The 21,166-nt window shown below is 59.7% G+C and carries 18 protein-coding genes; 7 read left to right on the forward strand and 11 right to left on the reverse strand.

Going from position 1 to position 21,166, the window contains the following annotated elements; all coding sequences use genetic code 11:
* From BLU71_RS26770 to yaaA, 6 genes are all read right to left on the reverse strand, one after another.
* Positions 1-1,482: an alginate export family protein gene (locus tag BLU71_RS26770; RefSeq protein WP_083354260.1), complete on the reverse strand. Its 1,482-nt coding sequence runs from the start codon at positions 1,480-1,482 to the stop codon at positions 1-3.
* On the reverse strand, positions 1,479-2,984 hold the full coding sequence (algK, locus tag BLU71_RS26775; protein ID WP_173867379.1) for an alginate biosynthesis TPR repeat lipoprotein AlgK: 1,506 nt from the start codon (positions 2,982-2,984) through the stop codon (positions 1,479-1,481). Before algK ends, BLU71_RS26770 begins: the two co-directional genes overlap by 4 nt.
* A 9-nt stretch (positions 2,985-2,993) precedes the next feature.
* Positions 2,994-4,163, reverse strand: coding sequence for an alginate biosynthesis protein Alg44 (locus BLU71_RS26780; RefSeq protein ID WP_042607703.1), 1,170 nt, complete (start codon positions 4,161-4,163; stop codon positions 2,994-2,996).
* Between the two features lie 35 nt (positions 4,164-4,198).
* On the reverse strand, positions 4,199-5,680 hold the full coding sequence (alg8, locus tag BLU71_RS26785; protein WP_162276426.1) for a mannuronan synthase: 1,482 nt from the start codon (positions 5,678-5,680) through the stop codon (positions 4,199-4,201).
* Between the two features lie 98 nt (positions 5,681-5,778).
* Positions 5,779-7,095 (reverse strand): nucleotide sugar dehydrogenase, encoded by a 1,317-nt coding sequence (locus BLU71_RS26790; protein WP_042607705.1) that lies wholly within the window; start codon positions 7,093-7,095, stop codon positions 5,779-5,781.
* A gap of 809 nt (positions 7,096-7,904) precedes the next feature.
* Positions 7,905-8,684, reverse strand: a complete 780-nt coding sequence (gene yaaA, locus BLU71_RS26795; RefSeq protein WP_064364416.1) for a peroxide stress protein YaaA — start codon at positions 8,682-8,684, stop codon at positions 7,905-7,907.
* Between the two features lie 257 nt (positions 8,685-8,941).
* On the opposite strand from yaaA, the gene BLU71_RS26800 reads away from it, so the two are divergent.
* From BLU71_RS26800 to BLU71_RS26825, 6 genes are all read left to right on the forward strand, one after another.
* Positions 8,942-10,066: a polysaccharide deacetylase family protein gene (locus BLU71_RS26800; protein WP_065615834.1), complete on the forward strand. Its 1,125-nt coding sequence runs from the start codon at positions 8,942-8,944 to the stop codon at positions 10,064-10,066.
* Positions 10,067-10,404: 338 nt separating this feature from the next.
* Complete coding sequence (locus BLU71_RS26805) at positions 10,405-11,799, forward strand: PhoH family protein (protein WP_042607708.1); 1,395 nt, start codon at positions 10,405-10,407, stop codon at positions 11,797-11,799.
* Positions 11,800-12,035: 236 nt separating this feature from the next.
* A complete protein-coding gene (gene moaC / locus BLU71_RS26810) occupies positions 12,036-12,509 on the forward strand; it encodes a cyclic pyranopterin monophosphate synthase MoaC (RefSeq protein ID WP_042607709.1) in 474 nt (157 codons plus the stop codon).
* A complete protein-coding gene (locus BLU71_RS26815) occupies positions 12,506-12,748 on the forward strand; it encodes a MoaD/ThiS family protein (RefSeq protein WP_042607710.1) in 243 nt (80 codons plus the stop codon). The genes moaC and BLU71_RS26815 overlap by 4 nt, the downstream gene beginning before the upstream one ends.
* Before the next feature lie 2 nt (positions 12,749-12,750).
* Positions 12,751-13,203, forward strand: a complete 453-nt coding sequence (gene moaE / locus BLU71_RS26820; protein WP_064364414.1) for a molybdopterin synthase catalytic subunit MoaE — start codon at positions 12,751-12,753, stop codon at positions 13,201-13,203.
* A 269-nt stretch (positions 13,204-13,472) separates the two neighbouring features.
* A complete protein-coding gene (locus BLU71_RS26825; protein WP_042607712.1) occupies positions 13,473-14,249 on the forward strand; it encodes an ABC transporter substrate-binding protein in 777 nt (258 codons plus the stop codon).
* Positions 14,250-14,332: 83 nt separating this feature from the next.
* Here BLU71_RS26825 and BLU71_RS26830 read toward each other — a convergent pair whose 3' ends face one another.
* The 5 genes from BLU71_RS26830 to BLU71_RS26850 form a co-directional block, all read right to left on the reverse strand.
* Positions 14,333-14,959 (reverse strand): helix-turn-helix transcriptional regulator, encoded by a 627-nt coding sequence (locus tag BLU71_RS26830; protein WP_083354261.1) that lies wholly within the window; start codon positions 14,957-14,959, stop codon positions 14,333-14,335.
* An 84-nt stretch (positions 14,960-15,043) separates the two neighbouring features.
* Complete coding sequence (locus BLU71_RS26835) at positions 15,044-16,171, reverse strand: NAD(P)/FAD-dependent oxidoreductase (protein ID WP_083354262.1); 1,128 nt, start codon at positions 16,169-16,171, stop codon at positions 15,044-15,046.
* Positions 16,172-16,302: 131 nt separating this feature from the next.
* Positions 16,303-17,256 (reverse strand): ornithine cyclodeaminase family protein, encoded by a 954-nt coding sequence (locus BLU71_RS26840; RefSeq protein ID WP_083354263.1) that lies wholly within the window; start codon positions 17,254-17,256, stop codon positions 16,303-16,305.
* Between the two features lie 117 nt (positions 17,257-17,373).
* Positions 17,374-18,852 carry an ATP-dependent RNA helicase RhlB gene (rhlB, locus tag BLU71_RS26845; RefSeq protein WP_083354264.1) on the reverse strand — a complete coding sequence of 493 codons (1,479 nt, stop codon included), beginning with the start codon at positions 18,850-18,852 and terminating at the stop codon, positions 17,374-17,376.
* Positions 18,853-18,948: 96 nt separating this feature from the next.
* Positions 18,949-19,605 carry an alpha/beta hydrolase gene (locus BLU71_RS26850; protein ID WP_083354265.1) on the reverse strand — a complete coding sequence of 219 codons (657 nt, stop codon included), beginning with the start codon at positions 19,603-19,605 and terminating at the stop codon, positions 18,949-18,951.
* A gap of 468 nt (positions 19,606-20,073) precedes the next feature.
* On the opposite strand from BLU71_RS26850, the gene BLU71_RS26855 reads away from it, so the two are divergent.
* Positions 20,074-21,105: an amino acid ABC transporter substrate-binding protein gene (locus BLU71_RS26855; protein ID WP_016771583.1), complete on the forward strand. Its 1,032-nt coding sequence runs from the start codon at positions 20,074-20,076 to the stop codon at positions 21,103-21,105.
* Positions 21,106-21,166 lie beyond the last annotated feature (61 nt).

The raw sequence follows: 21,166 nt of genomic DNA on the forward strand, positions 1-21,166 counted from the left end.
TCAGAAGCGCCAGATCACGTCAATGAATGCGCGGTGCATGTAGGAATCAACCTGGCTGCCGTAGGCATCGCCCGGTTTGAACACACCGCCACGGAAACGCACCAGTGCCGAAGGCTCGTCGATCGACTGGCTCAACGCCGCCGGCAACAGGCCTTGCTTGAAGTACTTGGTGACGACCAGGTCCATTTCCTGACCCAGGTCCTTGTTGCCATCTTCAAGCGGCAGCGAGGTGCTGGAGAGGATCGCGCCGGTGACGTCGTCGGTGTTGTTTTCCACCGCGTTGATGCCGTTGCTGCCGACCGGCTTGTTGCCGTCGACACGCCAGAACTTGTGGTAGATCAGGCTGGCGTCGTACTCGTCGTTGACCATCCACGAACCGAACAGGGTGGCGGTCTGCATGTTGTTCATTTCGCCACGGAACGCTTCGCCGAAACGGTGTACGCGCGAACGGGTACCGGTGTAGTTGGAGCGGTTGCTCTCCAGACCGTTCTGTTCGTAATCGGCACTGGCGCGGGCGTAGGCACCGCCGACTTGCCATTGCGGATCGAGGCGCAGGCGCACGCCGACATCGGCGGCCCAGCCGCTGATGTCATCGCTGCGCTTGGCTTGTGTCGGGCGCGTGCCATCGGCGTTCAGCGCGTTGACCGTATCGCGGTCGCCGCTCATGCCGGTGATGCTGCCCCAGTAGTTGACGGTGTTGGTGTTGCGCCAGTTGTAGGCGTCGCTGTCAGCGGTCAGGCCGATCCAGCTGATGTCGCCGTTCTCGGTCTTGTCCAGCGAGTCGCGCGGGACGCCCGGCTCGGCGTAATCGAGTTTGCCGTCGTCGTGAGTGTGGTGACCGCGAATGCCGACCCACTGGCCCGGTGTCCACTGGTAAGCGGCATCGGCGTAGGCGTGCAGGCGATCCTTGTCTTTCGGCGCCAGCTCTTTGAGGTCGGTGCGGTATTCGCTGAAGCGCTCGGCCACACCGGCATTGGCGCGCAGCAGGGTGGTGTCGAAGGTCCAGTTCAGGGCTTCGATGTTGGTGTCGCGCCATTGGCCGTCGTCATTGCGCAGACGCTGGCGACCGAACTTGAGGATCTCGCCAGGGTACGGCGTGAAGCCGCTGTAGCCGACCCAGAACTCGCGCATCGCCAGGTAGTTTTTCTTGGTTTCGCGATCGCCGCTGTCGGTGGTCTGTTCACCGTCGGACTGCTGCAGGGTGTCGGTCTCGATGATGTCGGTGGAAGTCACCACCTGGCCCATCGCGTAGGCGCTCCACGCGCCGCTTTCGCCGTAGATCCACGGACGCAGGTCCAGGCCGACGCCGTTGACGTCGCCGCCACCGGCAGTGCCGAGGTCACGGTCGTCTTCGGATTGACCGGTGAGTTTCACTTCCAGACCGAAGTTCTTGCTTTCAGTCATCGCAGCCAGTGTCGGGCAAGACCAGATCAGCGCGAAGGTGAGGCCAATACCGGCCTTCACGAATGGGTTCAGCTTCATAGTTTTTCCTCGCCGTCTTCTTCTTGCAGGGCGTGCAGTTGCAGCGTGTTCGAGTTCAGGGCGCCACGGCTGGCCTGTTCCTGTTGCAACAGGCGGCGGGCTTCGGGAAGGCGCTCGGGCGGCAATTGCGCCTCGAGGGTCGCTGCCAGTTCATCGGCTTGCGGGGTGTTCTGCGCCTTGGCCAGTTGGCTGAATACGTAGGCGTTCAGCGGATCGGGCTTGGTGCCCTTGCCTTGGGAAAACAGCTGGGCGATGGCGAAGTCGGCACTGTTCTGGCCGTTGCGCGCAGCGGTCAGCAGGTGGTCGAGGGCCTTCTGCGGATAGACCTTGCCGAGGTAGCCACGGCGATAGATCTGGCCGAGGTAGTAGTCGGCGGCGACTTCGCGGCCAACGGCTTTCTGGAAGTGTTCCTCGGCGACTTTGGCGTCGGCCGGAACCATTTTGCCTTCGTAGTAGACCTTGCCCAGCAACAGTTCGGCGCGCGGCTGATCGGCGGCGCGGCCATTGTCCAGGTACTTCATCATCTGGTCGACGTCGCCCAGTTCGGGGAAGTCGTAAAGCAATTGGGCGAGGGTGACCCACGACGCCGGGTAGCCCGGAGCGATCGGCTCGAGCAGCGCCTGCGCAGTTTTTTCGTCGGTCTTGCCCAGGGTCGAATCGGCCAGCACGCGGGCCACGGAATCGACTCGCTGCGCGGTGACGGTGCCACGGCTGTAACCGGCCTGCATCTGCTTGATCAGTTCGGCCTGTTGCTCCGCCTGGCCACGTTTCTGGTAGACGGTAGCCAGTTCGACATAGCAGATGTCGGTGGTGTTGATTGCGGCCTTGCAGATCTTTTCCACGTCATCCAGGTGCTGGTCGTAAGTGCCCTGGGTGCGATACAGCAGCACCTGCGCCAGACCGGCTTCCGGGTAGCCCGACTTGCGCCACTGATCGATCTGCTGCTGGGCGTTGATGTTCGGGAAGCTGTGCGGGTATTGCAGGTACAGCATCGCCAGCGGGATCAACGTATTGCCTTCGCCATTGGCGGCGGCTTTTTTCAGCAGGGTTTCGGCTTCATGGTGTTCGGCTTCGGTGGAGCCCGGCTTGGCCACCAGCAGACGACCCAGACGTGCCTGGGCACGCGGCGATACGCTGGCCGCTGCGCGATAGGTCGCTTCGGCCTGTTTCATCTGCGCCGGGTCACGGCTGTCGACCTGGATATCGGCCAGACCGACTTGCGCCTCGCTGTAACCCAGATCGGCCAGTTGCTGGTAATTCTGCGCGGCGGTGGCGGTGTCGCCACGCTTGAGCGCTTCGTTGGCCAGACGCTGATCGGGCAGCCCGGCGCAACCGGCCAGACTCACTGCCAATGCCAGGGCACACACCGTTCCCTTGTAGGAGTGAGCCTGCTCGCGATGCAAGCGACTCGGTACATCAGACAAACCGCGGCGATCCCATCGCGAGCAGGCTCGCTCCCACAGGGTCGGCGGTGTGTTCAAGTTATGCGTAGTCACAGGCATGTCCTCGACTTAAAGACCGGCAGCCATGGCTTTGTCGATCAGCCAGTTCAGGTTCGGGCCACGGTCGCTGTTCACTTCCACCGGGCGGCCGGCGAGGCTGCTGTCGAGCGGCTCGTCTGGCTGGATCTGCACGCGGATGTCGGAGGACAGGTCGGCGCTCTTCAGGCTGGTGCTGCTGACGATCTTGCCGGTGCGGGTCTTGTCTTCGCCGGCGATCTGGAAGCTGACTGGCGTACCCGGACGCACGTCGCCGAACTGGCGATAGGAGAAGCGTGCTTCAACGTTGGCCTGGGTGTTGCGCGGCACCAACTGGAAGATCACGTCGCCCTTGCTCGCGTACTGACCGTCAGCCACCAGTTGCTGGGCCACGGTGCAGTCGCACGGCGAAGTCAGGGTGCCGGTCATTTGCTTGCCGAACAATTCTTCAACCTTGGCCGGGGCCAGTTGATCTTCGGCCAGATGGCCCTTGAGCACGTCGAGCATGCTGGTGCTGAAGGTCGCCAGCGGTGCGCCTTTGGCAGCGACGCCGTCGGACTTGACCAGACTTTGCACGGTGCCGTCGCGCGGCATGGTGATGTTCATCCCCGGCACGCTGACCAGACCGGCCTGCGCATGGCTGACGAAGTACATGCCGTACACCGACTTGAAGATGAAACCGGCAGCGACCAGGCCGACAGCGAAAATACCGGCGCTGAAGGTCACGGCTTTCAGGCGGCCGAACGGGGTCATGCCGGTATCGTCGGTCTTGTTCTTGCGCGCCTTGGTGAAGTTGTCGCGCTGCAGGGTCGCCAGCACTTCGCCGATGCTGACGATGTCGCCGGCCAGGTGCGAAGTGATCAGGTGGCGCAGGGTGGAAATGTCCTGCGGCTCGAGGTTCTGGAACTGGCAGCCGGCACGGCCGGTAGCGCGATCAAAGGAGCGCACCTGCAGTTCAACGTCCATGGCCAGGCCGAGGTTGTCGATGACGAATTGCAGACGCGCCTTGTACACCTCGCCGATGGTCAGCGGCATCTGCCCGGCGTTGAACGCCAGACCGCCAGCGGACAGATCGAGGACCCGCGCTTCGAGCGGAGTCCGGTCAGGGCCGAAGAAACGCAGCTTGGCCGGGATTTTCACGCGAGCGTGCTGGCGCTGGGCTTCGGATTCATGCACTACGTTGACGTTGACGGCGGTATTCATAGGGGCGATTTCCTTGTTAATTCAATAGGAGCGGGTCAGACCATCATCAGCAGCACGGCGACAAAAATGCTGCCGGCGGAGAAGGTCATGGTCCGAGACGACCAGGTGTTGAACCAACGTTGAAAGCTGGCGAGATCACGGGTCAGGGATGTGGGCTGGCGAGTCCAGGATTGTTGGTCGAGGCGGAAGAACACGTAGATCTTCACCATGGCGCCAACGATCTGGTTGTAATACAGAATCGCCGGGTAAGCAGGGCCGATACGGTGGCCGGAACACGACAGCAACAGCGTCAGGATCAGGCGGGTGATGCCGATCCACAGCAGGTATACGAGGATGAACGCGGTGCCGTATTTGAAGCTGGCGATCAGTGCCACGGTCAGACCGAGCAGCGAGGTCCACATCGACACGCGCTGGTCGAACAGCACCACCGAGGTGAACACGCCGAGGCGACGGATACCCAGGCCCAGTGCGCGCGAGTTCTGGCGCAGGTTGTTGCCGTACCAGCGGAACATCAGCTTGCGGCTGGCCTTGATGAAGCTCTTTTCCGGCGGGTGCTCAACGGTGTTGATCGCGGCGTCCGGCACGTAGAAGGTGTCGTAACCCAGGCGCATCAGGCTGAACCAGCTCGACTTGTCGTCACCGGTCAGGAACTTGAAACGCCCCAGACGCCAGTGTTGCAGCGAGTCGCTTTCAACGTCGGCGATGAATTCCGGATTGGTCACCACAGAGGCTTTGAACACCGACATCCGACCGGTCATGGTCAGTACGCGCTTGGACAGGGCCATCGAGCACATGTTGATGTGGCGCTGGGCGAAACGCAGCTTGTGCCATTCGCTCATGATGTAGCCGCCGCGCACTTCGCAAAACTCGTTGGTGGTCAGGCCGCCGACATTGCCGAACAGCTGGAACCACGGCACGGTCTTGCGCACGACGCCTTCGCCGAGCACGGTGTCGCCGTCGATCACGGCCACCACGGCACGGTCGTCCGGCAGGTGACGGGAGATCGCGCGGAAACCGAACGCCAGACCATCGCGCTTGCCGGTACCGGGAATGCGTACGAAGTCGAGCTTGACTCGCTCCGGCGGATTCATCCGCGCCCACAGCGCCTTGACCAGCAACTCGTCGGACATTTCCACGATCGAGCAGACAATGGTGGTCGGCAGTTCGCAGTCGATGGCTTCGCGGATCACCGAGCTGTAGACCTGCGCGGTTGTCAGCGCGTCAATACGGAAGCTGGTGACCATCAGAAACACATGCGACGGGTCGGCCGCTTTACCCAGCTTGCGTACTTTGCGACGCAGGTGCGGGTAAACGATGTAGAGAAAAATCATGCCGCGCACAAAGTGCGTTGCACCCATCGAGTAGCGCCAGATACCCACGGCGCCAATCAGGAAAATGAAGTCCTTCGACTCGGAGTCGAATGTGGACGTGGGCAGCATCAAGGCCAGGCCCATCAGCAGACTGAGATAAAAAAGCCAGCCGGCTGATTGCAGAAAAAAATGTTTGAGCTTGGTCATAACCGTCATCCGAAGGTGAGAAGGCTTCAAGCCGCAAGCTTCGAGCTGCAAGCGAAACGCTTTGGCTTGCAGCTCGAGGCTTGTCGCTTAGGGCTGCTTTACCAGCAGATGCCTTCGGTGCGGCTACCGGCGCTGGTGGCTTTGGACATGAAGCCCACCAGGTCGATGACTTGCTTGCCTTGCGGCGCTTCGTGGGCCAGCGAACGGAATTTCTCGTCGCGGTTACCGAGGATGATCACGTCGGAGTTGTTGATCACCGAGTCGAAGTCCGAGTTGAGCAGGGACGACACGTGCGGAATCTTCGATTCGATGTAGTCCTTGTTCGCACCGTGGACGCGGGCGTACTCGACGTTGCTGTCGTAGATGCTCAGGTCGTAGCCCTTGCCGATCAGCATTTCCGCCAGTTCGACCAGCGGGCTTTCGCGCAGGTCGTCGGTGCCGGCCTTGAAGCTCAGACCGAGCAGGGCGACTTTGCGTTTGTCATGGCTTTCAACGATGTCGAAAGCGTTCTGCACTTGCGATTCGTTGCTGCGCATCAGCGAGTTGAGCAGCGGTGCTTCGACGTCCAGGGAGCCGGCGCGGTAGGTCAGCGCACGTACGTCCTTGGGCAGGCACGAACCGCCGAAAGCGAAGCCCGGGCGCATGTAGTACTGGGACAGGTTCAGTGTCTTGTCCTGGCAGACCACGTCCATCACTTCACGGCCATCGACGCCGACCGCTTTGGCGATGTTGCCGATCTCGTTGGCGAAGGTCACTTTGGTGGCGTGCCAGACGTTGCAGGTGTACTTGATCATCTCGGCAACGGCGATGTCCTTGCGGATGATCGGTGCGTCGAGTTCTTCGTACAGCGATTGCAGAACGTCGCCCGACGCGGTATCGAACTCGCCGATGACGGTCATCGGTGGGTGATCGTAGTCGGCGATGGCGGTGGATTCACGCAGGAATTCCGGGTTGACCGCTACGCCGAAATCGACGCCAGCCTTCTTGCCCGAGCAGTCTTCCAGAATCGGGATTACCACGTTGGCCACGGTGCCTGGCAGCACGGTGCTGCGTACGACGATGGTGTGACGGGTGGTTTTTTCACGCAGGACAAAACCGATCTCGCGGCACACGGCCTCGATGTAGTTCAGTTCCAGGTCGCCGTTCTTTTTGCTTGGCGTGCCGACGCAGATCATCGACAGGTCAGTATCACGAATCGCCTCGGCGAAGTTGGTCGTACCGCGCAGACGAGCGGTCTGGACGCCCTGTTGCAGAAGTTCGCCCAGGCCCGGTTCAACGATTGGCGATTTGCCGGCGTTAATCATGTCGATCTTGTCTTTGGCAACGTCGACGCCAACTACGTCATGGCCCCGTGCAGACAGGCAACCGGCACATACTGCGCCAACGTAACCCAAACCAAATATGCTGATGCGCATCGCAATTACCTCTGTATATATCTGGCCTTAGATGGCCGGAGTTAATGGTGTTCAGCGGTCACTAGTGCACTCGAAAGTGCGGCTTACAGGCGCCACAATGCCGTGTGCAGGCATACAAAGTTCCGAGTGTCTAATAAATGCACTCAAGAAGTGCGCAACTAGGCCTTGTTGTTATGACTTGCCCTGTTATGCAGCCGATCTTCCGTGCGGGAAGACTCTTGTGCAGTTATGTAGCCTGCTCGACGTCGGGTAGGGGGCCCGTAAATCAAGCAGTTAGGTGCTCAGGCGAGCACGTTTATAGGGGCGCGGCCTTGGCCTTAGTAGGGGATATTAATGGTGCGTATCTCCTGTCCTTCGATTGTTTTGAGACTCGTTAGTCACTCAGGCAAGTTGGTGTGACAACTTGGTTACATGGCTATCAGCTCTGCGTAAGTTATCTCGTACAAACTCGGCGAGAATCGTTACCGGTGGTATGAGCAACGCATTTGGACATAGTTCCAGCCCGCTCATCGTGCCACCCGAAATTTTTTGAAATATTGACCAAGATGGCACTGAGAGCAAATTGATAGCACTAGCGACTTGGGCCTTTATTGATCGAGGTGAAAACGGGGTCGATAGTTTTGTGCCACTACGGGTAAAAAATTTAGGTGCCACTACTGAAAAAAAACTTGAGTGTCGAGTGAAACTAAAATTAGAAAACAGGTCGTGGTTTTATTGGCGCCATGAAATTGGCGATATGCTGCGGGGGGATTTTGACTTCGGGCGGACTGCACGACTCCCAGAGAAAAGAGTCGTGCAAAGGGCATGCTTTATTCCGGGGCGTGGTCGCGTAAAAACACCAGATTGTCGGGTTTCGATTGCTCGGCGCTGTAGCGATAACCCTGCACATTGAACTGCTTGAGCTGAGCCGGGTCGTTGATGCGTTCCTGAATCACAAAACGGCTCATCAGGCCGCGCGCTTTCTTCGCGTAGAAACTGATGATTTTGTACTGGCCGTTCTTCTGGTCCTTGAACTCGGTGTTGATGATCCGCGCCTTCAGAGCGTTGCGCTTGACCGCGGAAAAGTACTCGTTTGATGCAAGGTTGAGCAGCACGTCATCGCCTTGCTCGGCCAGCGCCTCATTCAGCCATTCGCTGATGCGCGTGCCCCAGAACGCATACAGATCCTTGCCACGGGCGTTGGCCAGTTTGGTGCCCATTTCCAGACGATACGGTTGCATCAGGTCCAGCGGGCGCAGCAGGCCATAGAGGCCGGAGAGCATGCGCAAGTGCTTTTGCGCGTAATCGAATTGCGCCTCGCTGAAGGACTGAGCGTCAAGGCCGGTATACACGTCACCCTTGAATGCGAGCAGGGCCTGCTTGGCGTTCTCTGGGGTAAAGGCTGGCGTCCAGCTGCCGAATCGCGCGGCATTGAGGCCACCGATCTTGTCGGACACGTGCATCAATTCGCTGATCTGCGCCGGGCTCAGCTCGCGCAGCTGCTGGATCAACTCCTGGGAATGGTCGAGGTATTGCGGCTGGGTGAAGCGCTGGGTCGCCGGCGGTGTTTCGTAGTCGAGGGTCTTGGCGGGGGAAATCACCATCAGCATGAAGTCGTCTCCTTTAATCGTGGGGGCGATTCTAGGGGGTTGTCCTTGTTGACTCCAGCTATGAGCGTGATAGGTGATCGGTGGTGTCATGGAACAAGATCGCAGCCTTCGGCAGCTCCTACAGATTGCGCTCGAGATGAAACCGCAATGAATTCAATGGGGACAGGTAGGAGCTGCCGAAGGCTGCGATCTTTTGATCTTTGTTTTGATCCACCCGCGATATAGTGCCGCGCGGGTTTTGTTATGGAGGCATCCCTTTGCGCATTGTTCTTTTATTCACCGCGTGGCTGCTGAGCTACGCGGCCGTGGCGGCGCCTGGCGATGCGGCGACGCTGGATCGCACGACCTGGCCGGAGCAGTTGAGCAATCCGACCCTGTTCGACGTCGCGTCGCGGGCGGAAATCCTTATGTTCGCTCGCGGCCTGCTCGGCACCGAATCCATCGACGAGGCGGCACTCGCCCAGCGCCTGGGCCTGCGCACGGTCAATATCGATGCGATCAATCAGTTGCGCCAGCGTCTCTGGCAGCGCTTGCTGACCAATTACAATCACGCCCAGCAAAGCTGCGATCAGGACGCCTCGTTCTGCTTCCTTGTCGAAGACCTGCCGACCCTGCGCGAGCAGGCCGCCAAGTTCGTGGTCAGCGACGACAGTTATTACACCAAATGGGCCGAGCCGAGCCGGATCTTCCATTTGCAGTATCTGGACGAGCTGATGCGCAAGGCCGCGCTGTCGCCGCAAACCAGCAATGAATTCGATCGTTTCGGTGACTACGAGCGTAACGGCGAAGACATGCACGACCGGCTGTTTCTGCTGACTTTCGACAGCGCCGCCAACCTGCAACCGGACAACACCGACTGGCTGACCGAATATCTGCGTAAATCGAATCTGAGCGGAACATTTTTCGTCTTGGGCAAGGATATCCAGGCGCGGCTCGCCGGCCGTTCGGTCAGCAGCCTGCAAGCGAGCTTCTCCCGGCAGTGCGTTGGCGTGCAGGGCTGGGAATTCCGCTCCCACAGCCATTGGCAGGACTGGCAGGATTCGGTACGGCGCAGCGCCGATCTGGTGAAGAACAAGCTGCCGGAAAACTTCGTGCCGCTGTTCCGTCCGCCGGATGGCCAGCGCCGCAGCGACGCGCAAGGTTTCTTCAATACCCAGGGCCTGCAAGTGGCGCTGTGGGACATCGATGCTCAAGACGGCGCGGGCAAGCTCAAGGGCCCGGCCAGCGCGCAGCGGGTGTTGACCCTGATGCTGTTGTGGCGTCACGGGGTGATCAATTTCAACATGAAACAGGACGCCGTGAAGACTTCGCTGCCGTGGCTGATCACCCAGACTGCGCAGAGCGGTATCGGTTGGGAAGACTGCCAGGACGCGTTTCGTTGAGAAACTAAACAAAGCCCGGAAACATTGGGCTTGGGGTGATTTTTGACGGGAATTCGATGCAGGCGGACTTCCGACTTTAGCGGTGTCTGGGGAGTCCGCCAAGGCCTTTTCGTCACTCTGCAAAATAAACTTAAAAAAACCGTCAAAGTACTTTTTTATGTCATCGGTTTTGGAGTATTACGAAGACAGACCGCCGAAACCTGCAACACAGGTGGCGTCTTCCCAGACTCCTATTGTGTGCAGTTCATCCAGGCCCTCGTGGATGAATTCGGCAGTCACCTCGAGGCGCAGCACTGTCACGGTATTGCGTCGAATGGCTCCCACATAGGTGACCGAGTATGGATGATCACGGACGCAGCCCTTCCTCCAACCAGCCAATCCTGTATGTACTCGATACCAACGTATTGATTCACGATCCAAATGCCCTGCTGAATTTCGAAGAACACCACGTCGCCATCCCGATGACCGTGCTGGAAGAGCTGGACAAGCTCAAGAGCGGCCATCACAGCGTGGCCGCCGAATGCCGCCAGGCGATCCGCCTGATCGACAAGACCCTGGGCGATGCGTCCCCTGAAGACGTTGAACTGGGCGTGCCGATCCAGCGTGGCAAGGGCGGGCCAAAGGGCTTGCTGTCAATTCTGATGAGCAAGCAGGCCGAGTCGAATCTGATTCTGCCCGAGCACCTGAACGACAACAAAATCATCAACCAACTGATCGATCTGCACACTCGCGATCCGCAGAAACCGGTGGTGCTGGTCACCAAAGACATCAACATGCGCCTCAAGGCGCGCGCCTGCGGCATCGACGCCGAGGACTACAGCACCGACCAATTGGTCGATGACGTGTCCCTGCTGCCCAATGGCTACCACAACATGACCGGCTCCTTCTGGGACCGCGTGAGCAAGGTCGAAACCCGCCAGGACCATGGCCGCACCTGGCACCAGGTGCAGCTGATCGACAACCTGCCAGCGGTGCATATCAACGAATTCATTATCGACGAGCAGGGCTTTGTCGGCTGGATCAAGGAAATCCAGGAAGACAAACTGCTGATCCTCGACCTGCATCAGGAACCGCTGCTGCATCAGGAGGCGTGGGGGCTGAAGCCGCGCGACATCTATCAGAGTCTGGCGCTGTACGCGTTGCTTGATCCGGACATTCATCTGGTCAACCTGTCCGGCGCCGCCGGTTCGGGTAAAACCATCCTGGCGCTGGCCGCTGCGATCGAGCAGACCATGGTCAGCAAGCGCTACCGCCGCATCATCGCCACCCGCAGCGTGCAGGGGCTGGATCAGGAAATCGGTTTCCTGCCCGGCACCGAAGCGGAAAAAATGGAGCCTTGGCTGGGCGCCATCACCGACAACCTCGAAGCCTTGCACATGGATGACGAGAACACCCATGGCAGCGTCGACTACATCCTCAGCAAAGTGCCGTTGCAGTTCAAATCGCTCAACTACATTCGCGGTCGCAGCTTCCAGCAGAGCCTGATCCTGATCGACGAATGCCAGAACCTCACGCCGCACCAGATGAAGACCATCATCACCCGTGCCGGCGCCGGTTCCAAAGTGGTGTGCCTGGGTAACCTGGCACAGATCGATACCCCTTACCTGTCCGCGACCAGCTCCGGGCTGACTTACCTGACCGAACGCTTCAAGGATTTCCCCAACGGTGTGCACATCACCCTGCAAGGGGTGCCTCGCTCGATCCTGGCCGAATACGCCGAATCGCATTTGTAATCCTTCACCCAAAACCGGGCGGCCAGTCGGCCGCCCGTTTTTATGGCCTATGCAAATCAAAATGTAGGAGTGAGCCTGCTCGCGATAGCGGTCGATCAGTCGACATCAATGTTGAATACCAGACCGCTATCGCGAGCAGGCTCACTCCTACAGGTGATAGCGGTGATTTCATAATCAGTGATGCGGATATCTGACCCACAGGTTTACAATCCACGCTCCTGATCAGGAGTAATCCCGTGCTGACTCATCTCGATTCCCAAGGTCGCGCCAACATGGTCGACGTCACTGAAAAAGCCGTGACGTTCCGTGAAGCGACGGCTCAAGCGCTGGTGCGCATGCTCCCTGAAACCCTGCAGATGATCGTCAGCGGCGGCCATCCCAAAGGTGATGTGTTCGCCGTGGCACGCATTGCCGGGATTCAGGCAGCGAAGAAAACCAGCGATCTGATTCCGCTGTGCCATCCGCTGATGCTGACGGGGGTCAAAGTCGAACTCAGCGCCGAAGGCGAAGACAGCGTGCGCATCGTCGCCCGCTGCAAGTTGTCCGGGCAGACCGGCGTCGAAATGGAGGCGCTGACCGCCGCCAGTGTCGCCGCCCTGACCATCTATGACATGTGCAAAGCCGTCGATCGTGGCATGACCATCGAAAGCGTGCGTCTGCTGGAAAAAGTCGGCGGCAAGAGCGGCCATTTCCAGGCGGACCCGGCATGAAACTGACCGTGAAGTTTTTTGCTCGTTACCGCGAGGCGCTGGGCGTGGATTCAGTCGTGGTTGAAGGCGATTTCGCGAGCGTCGATGACGTTCGCGCATTGTTGGCGCAACGTGATGGCGCTGAGGTGTTGAGCGAGCAGAACCTGATGTGCGCACGCAACGAGGATCTTTGTCAGCTCGACGAGCCGGTGACCGACGGCGACGAAGTGGCGTTTTTTCCAACTGTGACCGGGGGCTGAACATGGCGATTCGCGTGCAGGCCATGCCGTTCGATCCGGGCGCTGAAGTCAATGCGATGCACGCGGCCAATGTGGGCGTCGGTGCGGTGGTGAGCTTTGTCGGTTACGTGCGCGACTTCAACGACGGGCTCGACGTCGCGGGGATGTTTCTCGAGCACTACCCGGGCATGACCGAAAAAGCCCTCGGCAAGATCGCTGTCGAAGCGCAGCAGCGCTGGCCGCTGCTGAAACTGGAAGTGCTGCACCGCATCGGCGCGCTGGAGCCGGGCGAGCCGATCGTCTTCGTCGGCGCTGCCAGCGCCCATCGCCAGGCCGCGTTCGATGCCTGCGCGTTCGTCATGGACTACCTGAAAACCCGCGCGCCGTTCTGGAAGAAAGAAAACACCAGCGATGGGCCCCGTTGGGTTGAGGGGCGGGACAGTGATCATGTGGCTGCGGATCGCTGGAAGAAGTAAGTTCTGTATTGCCCTCAAATCCGCTATCGCGAGCAGGCTCACTCCTACAGGGGAACGCATTGCAAATGTAGGAGTGAGCCTGCTCGCGATGACGCCTTCTGCATCACCCAAAATCTCGCTGACACACCGCTAAGGCCAATTGACGATTTGTACCTGAGAGTCCAGTATGGATTTCCAAGTACAAAAAAAGCTTCTGTCTTGCAGCTAATAGCTTGCCGCTTGTAGCTGCTTTCTTGCCAAACCAACAACAACTTCGCGAGAGAACGAACATGAAGAAACTTCCCCTCATCACCGGTCTGGCCCTCAGCCTGTTGGCCTCCGCCAGCGTGTTCGCCGCCGAGAAAACCCTGCGCATCGGCATCGAAGCGGCCTATCCGCCGTTCGCGTCGAAAACCGACAAGGGTGAAATCGTCGGTTTCGACTACGACATCGGCAATGCCTTGTGTGCGCAGATGAAGGTCAAGTGTGTGTGGGTCGAAGGTGAGTTCGACGGGCTGATTCCTTCGCTGAAAGTGAAGAAGATCGACATGGCGCTGTCGTCGATGACCATCAACGAAGATCGCAAGAAGTCAGTGGATTTCAGCCATAAGTACTACTTCACATCCTCGCGCCTGGTGATGAAGGAAGGCGCCAGCGTCGATGATCAGTACGCCAGCCTCAAAGGCAAGAATGTTGGCGTGCAGCGCGCGACCACCACCGATCGTTATGCCACCGAGGTGTTCGAACCCAAGGGCATCAACGTCAAGCGCTACAGCAATAACGAAGAAATCTACATGGACCTGGCGGCGGGGCGCCTCGATGCGATTTTCGCCGACACCATTCCGCTCAATGACTTCCTGTCGATGCCCCGCGGCAAGGGTTATGCGTTTGTCGGTCCGGAGTTGAAGGATCCCAAGTATGTCGGCGAAGGCGCGGGGATTGCGGTGCGCAAGGGCAATGCCGAGCTGGTCAGCCAGTTGAACAGCGCCATCGACGGGATTCGCGCGAGTGGCGAGTATCAGAAGATTTCCCAGAAGTATTTCCAGACCGATATCTACGGCGACTGATAAAAAGATCGCAGCCTTCGGCAGCTCCTACATGGGAATGCGTTCTCCTGTAGGAGCTGCCGAAGGCTGCGATCTTTTGCTTTTCAGCCCTTCAATTCCTTCAAATGCTTGTACACCGTCGCCCGGCCCATGTTCAGCACATTGGCCACGTAGTTCGAGGCGCTTTTGCCCTTGAACGCGCCCTCGGCGTGCAGCGCCAGCACCAGTTCGCGTTTGTGATCACGGGTCAGCAGATTCAGGCTCAACTGCCGCTCGCGCAGCCACGCGTGGAGGAAGGTGTTGATGCGTTCCTGCCAGTCATCACGGAACAGTGAGTCCGGCTGCGGAATCAGTTTGCTCGGCGACAGAAACAGGTCGAGCGCCGCTTTGGCGTTCTCGAACAGGGAAATATTCAGATTGATGCACAGCACTGCGAGCGGTCGACCTTCACTGTCGCGCAGCACAGTGCTCAGGCTGCGAATCTTCTGACCGTCCCAGTTGAGCTTTTCGTACGGGCCGATGTTTCTTTCGCTGACCTCCTCGCTGAGCATGTCTTCCAGCGAGGAGTCGTCGCCGATTTCACGCTTGGACAGGTTGTTGGCGATGTAGTCGACCTTCTGCGTGCGCAGGTCGTGCAGCACCACCTCGGCATGGGGAAAGAACAGCGTGGCGATGGCATCGGCGATGGCGCGGAAGTTATCCAGCGCCGGGTCGAATTCGGAGGCGGTCATGACAGTGGAGCTCCAGGCAGCGTCAGCGCCCCATGTGCCGGGGCGCTGCGAGTGTGCCGCAATCTCTTGGGCGAGTCGATGCGATCACCCCAGTCGGGCGGGGGAGAGCATGGCGCTGTCCAGACCGAATTGCTGCAGCTGCTCGGGGAACGGCTCGCCGCGCACCAGCGCCGCACTGGCCTGACCCATCGCTGGCGATGTCTGAATGCCGTAACCGCCCTGTGCGGCGACCCAGAACAGCCTTGGCACTTTTGGATCGAAACCGCTGAGCAGATCACCGTCGGCAACGAAACTGCGCAGACCGGCCCAGGTGCGGGTCGGGCGGCGGATGGTCAGTGTGGTGGCTTCTTCGATCTGATAAATACCCATGGCGATGTCGAGTTCCTCCGGCTGCACGTCGTGCGGTTCAACCGGGTCGGCGTTGGCCGGCGAGCCGAGGAACATGCCGGCGTCGGGCTTCATGTAGAAGGATTCGTCGAGGCTGACCAGCATCGGCCAGTGATGAATATCCACGCCTTCAGGACCGGCAAAGATAAACGCAGCGCGACGTTTCGGTTGCAGACCCAGCGGCTGCGCACCTGCCAGGGCACCGATTCTGTCGGCCCAGGCACCGGCGGCGTTGATCAGCACCGGTGCGCTGAACGTCTCGCCGTTGGTTTGCACGATCCACAGGCCATCGGCATCGCGATCCAGGCCAAGCACTTCGCAATCGGTGTGGACTTCGCCGTGGTTGCGCCGGATGCCGCGCAGGTAGCCCTGATGCAGCGCGTCGGTGTCGATGTCGCACGCCGAAGGATCGTAGATCGCACCGTGGACTTTATCCCGGCGCAGGATCGGCAGGCGTGCGCAGGCTTCGTCGGCGCTGAGCAGCTGCATCTGCGGCACGGTGGCTTTGGCGCTGAGGTATTGGTTGTTCAGTTCGGCAGGGTCGCCGATGAAGTCGACGGTCATTTCGCCGCGTGGGGTCAGTAGCGGATGCTCGCAGAAGCCGCTGGGAGGATTGTCGAAGAACGCGCGGCTGGCCTGAGTGAGTGCGCGTACCTGAGCGGTGCCGTAGGCGGCGGTGTACAGCGCGGCGGAACGACCGGTGGAGTGATAGCCGGGATGGGTTTCACGTTCGAGCACGATCACTTTGCCGTGCGGCGCCAGCCAGAACCCGGTGGAAGCGCCGGCAATCCCGCCGCCGATGATGATGAAATCTGCGTGGTTCATGAAACTCTCCGGTGTGTACGCGATATCCAGAAATGACGTCGCCCCCTGTAGGAGTGAGCCTGCTCGCGATAGCGGTCGATCAGCCGACATCAATATCGAATGTCAGACCGCTATCGCGAGCAGGCTCACTCCTACAAGGGATTTGTGGTGAGGTGATAAACCGCATTGGCCAAGGCAATGTCTTCCAGGCCCAGACCGATCGAACGGAAAAACACATGCCGCTGGTAATCAGGGCGCGGGACTTTGTCGCTGAGCAAATCCGCCAGATCGCCCACAATCGATTCCTTGTGCCATCCATGCTGCTCAGCGGCAATCAACATCTCACCCGCCGACCCCGGCGTGGTCTGACGATAGTCGCAGAACACCTGCATGTCGTTGAGGCTGCCCGGCGGCACTTCATGTGCGCGGGGGGCGTTGGTGCTGATCGAGGTGATCAGCGCCGGTTTGCTCAATTCGGCAGGATCGATCACCGGCCCGGCAGACGAGGTGCAGAGCATGATCACGTCAGCTTCGGCGATAGCGGCCTCGCGGCTGTCGGCAATCTTCAGTTTCGGCGCGGTGGTCCTCAACACGGCCTGTGTTTCAGGATCTTCCAGCAGCGACGGCGAGTACACGCTGATGCTTTGCCATTCGCGCAAGGTTTTGACGTAATGCAGATGCGCCTGAGCGACTTTCCCGCTGCCGATGATCGCCAGTCGTTGGGCATTCGCCGGTGCGAGGGCGTCAACCGCCACTGCCGTGGTCGCGGCGGTACGCGCGGTGGTCAGTTCGCCGGCATCGCAGAGCAGCAGCGGCTGGCCGGTTTTCATCGACATCAGCAGGGTCCACGCCGTCACCAGCGCACCCTGCTCACGAACGATATACGGCGAAGTCTTCACGCCGTACACGCCGTCCTCGGCCAGCACGCCCAGATAATTGATGAAGTCGCCGGCGCCCTGTGGGAATTCCACTAACTGCTGAGCTGGCTGCACGGCGTTACCGGCCGCCAGATCACGGAACAGTTTGCGCAGGATCTGCGGCACGTCGATTCGCGTCAGCAGATCACGGGCCAGGGCTTGATCGATCACGTACGGGGTACCGGACATCTCGCTCTCCAAAGATAAACTTATTATTCCATTATGGACTTTTGGTTCTGGCGAGCAACCGTCGGGCGTAAAAAAAGCGCAGTCCGTTTCCGGCTGCGCTTTTTCGTATCGCGAGGCTTATTGTGGGCGCTTGCGCTCAACCGCGCGGAGCAGATGCGTCGGCGGTGTTTCGCAGCTGATCTTGCGACCGAGCTTTTCTTCGATGGACGGCAACTGATAGGAGTCGTCCTCACCGGCGAAGCTGATCGACACACCGTCAGCGCCGGCGCGACCGGTACGGCCGATGCGGTGCACGTAATCGTCCGGCACTTCCGGCAGGGTGAAGTTGATCACGTGGCTGATACCGTCGATGTGAATGCCGCGACCGGCGACATCGGTGGCCACCAGCACGCGAATCTTGCCTTCGCGGAAACCTTCCAGGGTCTTGATGCGTTTGTGCTGTGGCACGTCGCCGGACAATTGCGCGGCGTTGATGCCGTCACGCACCAGGCGATCCTCGATGCGGCGCACTTCGTCCTTGCGGTTGGCAAACACGATGACCCGCTCCCAACCGTTGTCGTTGACCAGGTTGTAGAGCAGTTTGTATTTGTCGGCGGCGGCCACGGCGTAGATGTGCTGCTCGACGTTCTCATTGGCGACGTTGGTGATTTCGATTTCGACGATCGCCGGATCCGTGGTCCATTGCTTGGCAAGGTTCATCACGTCTTCGGTAAAGGTCGCGGAGAACAGCAAGGTCTGGCGCTCGGACTTCGGCGGGGTCTGACGAATGATCTGCCGAACCTGCGGGATGAAACCCATGTCGAGCATGCGGTCGGCTTCGTCCAGCACCATCACTTCGACCATGTCCAGGTGCACGTCGCCGCGCTGGTTGAAGTCGAGCAAGCGGCCCGGGGTCGCGACGAGAATGTCGCAATGGCGCGCTTCGAGGTGCTTGAGCTGTTTGTCGAAGTCCATGCCGCCGACGAACGTCATCACGTTGAGGCCGGTGTACTTGGTCAGGTCTGTCGCGTCCTTGGCGATCTGCACCACCAGTTCGCGGGTCGGCGCGATGATCAACGCGCGCGGTTCGCCCATGTAGCGCTCTTTAGGCGGCGGCGTCTGCAGCAGTTGGGTGATGATCGAGATCAGGAACGCGGCGGTCTTGCCGGTGCCGGTCTGCGCACGGCCGATGGCATCTTTGCCGGCGAGGGTGAAGCCCAGCACTTGCGCCTGGATCGGCGTGCAGTAAGGAAAGCCCAGGTCCTGGATGGCGTGCATCAGTTCCGGGGCGAGCTTGAAATCGTGAAAGCGGGTTTTGCCTTCCTGCGGCTCGACGACGAAGTCTTCGAGTTTCCAGGGAATTACCGCCGCCTTGGGCTTCGGTTCGCGACGCGGTCTGGCCGGTTTCGGTGCTTCGCTGCGCGCAGGCTCGGCGGCAATTGGCGCGGCCGTAGCGGGTTTTTCTTCTGGCTTCGGTGTGGCTGCGGGAGCGGGGCGGTCGGCCTGTGGGGCATCGGTGCGATGACCGGGGGCGTGCGACGGCGCGCTGGAAACTGGCGCGAGCTGCTCAGCCTCGCTTTTACCGAACATTTTCTTGAGTGCTTTGAGCACGGTCATCTCATCAATTGGTTAAGGAATGTACGCCGGCCAGTGTAATGCAAGAAACGGGCGCGGCGTAGTAGGAGGGATCAAAGGGCAGGGATTGGTCGCCAATCAGCGCAGGCGTTCGCTCAACCAGACGCCGATGTCGCGAATCTCTTCAGGTAACACTTCGTGCTCCATTGGGTATTCCTGCCATGTCACGGTGACACCATGCTTCACCAAATGCTCATAGGCACTGCGCCCCATCGAGTTCTGCACCACCCCATCGAACTGACCGTGCAGACACAGCGCAGGAATGCGCTGCTGACTGGCGCAAAGCTCCATCTCGTCAGTGAAGGTCGGCGCATATGTCGACAATGCCAGCACCCCACCCAACGGCCCCTGCCATTTCAGGAAAGCGGTGTGCAATACCACGGCGCCGCCCTGGGAGAATCCGGCCAGAAAAATCCGCGAGGCGTCTATTCCGCTGGTGCGCTCGCTCTCGATCAGTTCGATGATGCGATCCGCCGACGCTTCCAACTGGTCACGGTCAATCGCCCGGGCCGGGCTCATGGCCTTGATGTCGTACCAGCTGGGCATGGCATATCCGCCATTTATCGTCACTGGAAGAGTGGGTGCCTGGGGCAGCACAAAACGTGTGCTCAGCAGGCTTTCCTGCAACGCCTCGGCGACCGGCAGGAAGTCGTAACGGTCGGCGCCGAGGCCGTGCAGCCAGATCACGCAGGCATCCGCGGGCTTAACAGGCTGAAGAATCAAGGGCTCGGTCATGTCTGCTCCAAAAATGTGCGGGCGCTCTCATTGAGTGCGTGATTGAAGTGCGCGCCCGGTTGATCCGTTAACAAGATGTCGCAAGGTTACAAGTTTAGCTATTGACGTGTCGCGCAATGACTTCGGCAAGCGGTGTGGTACGGCCTTTGCTATGAAGCTTTGCGTACGAAGCATCCCTTGTGCGGCGGTAACACTATCAGTGTCAGTCGCGCGATGGGATAGCAACGAATCCGGTGATGGATGTTCGCCAATGGCCGCTACGGGCTTAGCGAACGTGAAAGGGCTACAGCCCGTTCGGCCGATTGGTGAGAAGTGAGTGATCCATGATGTGGATCTTCTCCTACTAGACTCATAGCGAAGGTCTTACGTCGGTTGACCCCAAAAAAAGCCAACACGGGTCAACAACGCCTCAAAAGGGTGCGACAGGACTCAAGCTCCGACACAACAAGAGCAAAACTGGAGGTTTGAATGAAGATGTTGAAATCCACTCTGGCGGTCGTGACTGCTGCAGCAGTACTCGGTGTCAGCGGGTTCGCTCAGGCGGGTGCAACCCTGGATGCGGTACAGAAAAAAGGGTTCGTGCAGTGTGGCGTGAGCGACGGTCTGCCGGGCTTCTCGGTACCGGATGCGACCGGCAAGATCCTCGGCATCGACGCCGACGTCTGCCGCGCTGTGGCCGCTGCCGTTTTCGGCGACGCCAACAAGGTCAAGTTCAGCCAGTTGAACGCCAAGGAGCGCTTCACCGCGCTGCAGTCCGGCGAGATCGACATCCTGTCGCGCAACACCACCATGACCAGCTCCCGTGACGCGGGCATGGGTCTGAAATTTCCGGGCTTCATTACCTACTACGACGGCATCGGCTTCCTGGTGAACAACAAGCTGGGCGTGAAAAGTGCCAAAGAGCTCGACGGCGCGACCATCTGCATCCAGGCCGGTACCACCACCGAGCTGAACGTTTCCGACTACTTCCGTGGCAACGGTCTGAAATACACCCCGATCACCTTCGACACCTCCGATGAAAGCGCCAAGTCGCTGGAATCCGGTCGTTGCGACGTGCTGACCTCCGACAAGTCCCAGCTGTTCGCCCAGCGCAGCAAGCTGGCCTCGCCGAAGGACTACGTGGTTCTGCCGGAAACCATTTCCAAGGAGCCACTGGGCCCGGTCGTACGTAATGGCGACGACGAGTGGCTGGCGATCGTGCGTTGGGTCGGCTACGCGCTGCTCAATGCCGAAGAAGCCGGCATCACTTCGAAGAACGTCGAAGCTGAAGCCAAGTCGACCAAGAACCCGGACGTGGCCCGTATGCTCGGCGCTGACGGCGAATACGGCAAAGACCTGAAACTGCCGAAAGACTGGGTTGTGCAGATCGTCAAGCAGGTCGGCAACTACGGTGAAATCTTCGAGAAAAACCTCGGCAAGAGCACTCCGCTGGAAATCGACCGTGGCCTGAACGCCCTGTGGAACAACGGCGGCATTCAGTACGCACCACCAGTGCGCTAATGGTTCTATCACCCGGCGGGCCAACCGCCGGGTGATGTTCTTGTTCCATTTCTTTCGGGGC

Origin of the sequence: Pseudomonas moraviensis (genome assembly GCF_900105805.1) — a bacterium.
Taxonomy (GTDB): Bacteria; Pseudomonadota; Gammaproteobacteria; order Pseudomonadales; family Pseudomonadaceae; genus Aquipseudomonas; species Aquipseudomonas moraviensis_A.

Excerpts from the sequence above, each read along its gene's own strand:
- BLU71_RS26770 (WP_083354260.1), bottom strand. The coding sequence starts at position 1,482 with ATGAAGCTGAACCCATTCGTGAAGGCCGGTATTGGCCTCACCTTCGCG.
- algK (WP_173867379.1), bottom strand. The coding sequence starts at position 2,984 with ATGCCTGTGACTACGCATAACTTGAACACACCGCCGACCCTGTGGGAG.
- BLU71_RS26780 (WP_042607703.1), bottom strand. The coding sequence starts at position 4,163 with ATGAATACCGCCGTCAACGTCAACGTAGTGCATGAATCCGAAGCCCAG.
- alg8 (WP_162276426.1), bottom strand. The coding sequence starts at position 5,680 with ATGACCAAGCTCAAACATTTTTTTCTGCAATCAGCCGGCTGGCTTTTT.
- BLU71_RS26790 (WP_042607705.1), bottom strand. The coding sequence starts at position 7,095 with ATGCGCATCAGCATATTTGGTTTGGGTTACGTTGGCGCAGTATGTGCC.
- yaaA (WP_064364416.1), bottom strand. The coding sequence starts at position 8,684 with ATGCTGATGGTGATTTCCCCCGCCAAGACCCTCGACTACGAAACACCG.
- BLU71_RS26805 (WP_042607708.1), top strand. The coding sequence starts at position 10,405 with ATGGATGATCACGGACGCAGCCCTTCCTCCAACCAGCCAATCCTGTAT.
- BLU71_RS26815 (WP_042607710.1), top strand. The coding sequence starts at position 12,506 with ATGAAACTGACCGTGAAGTTTTTTGCTCGTTACCGCGAGGCGCTGGGC.
- moaE (WP_064364414.1), top strand. The coding sequence starts at position 12,751 with ATGGCGATTCGCGTGCAGGCCATGCCGTTCGATCCGGGCGCTGAAGTC.
- BLU71_RS26825 (WP_042607712.1), top strand. The coding sequence starts at position 13,473 with ATGAAGAAACTTCCCCTCATCACCGGTCTGGCCCTCAGCCTGTTGGCC.
- BLU71_RS26830 (WP_083354261.1), bottom strand. The coding sequence starts at position 14,959 with ATGACCGCCTCCGAATTCGACCCGGCGCTGGATAACTTCCGCGCCATC.
- BLU71_RS26835 (WP_083354262.1), bottom strand. The coding sequence starts at position 16,171 with ATGAACCACGCAGATTTCATCATCATCGGCGGCGGGATTGCCGGCGCT.
- BLU71_RS26840 (WP_083354263.1), bottom strand. The coding sequence starts at position 17,256 with ATGTCCGGTACCCCGTACGTGATCGATCAAGCCCTGGCCCGTGATCTG.
- rhlB (WP_083354264.1), bottom strand. The coding sequence starts at position 18,852 with ATGACCGTGCTCAAAGCACTCAAGAAAATGTTCGGTAAAAGCGAGGCT.
- BLU71_RS26850 (WP_083354265.1), bottom strand. The coding sequence starts at position 19,605 with ATGACCGAGCCCTTGATTCTTCAGCCTGTTAAGCCCGCGGATGCCTGC.
- BLU71_RS26855 (WP_016771583.1), top strand. The coding sequence starts at position 20,074 with ATGAAGATGTTGAAATCCACTCTGGCGGTCGTGACTGCTGCAGCAGTA.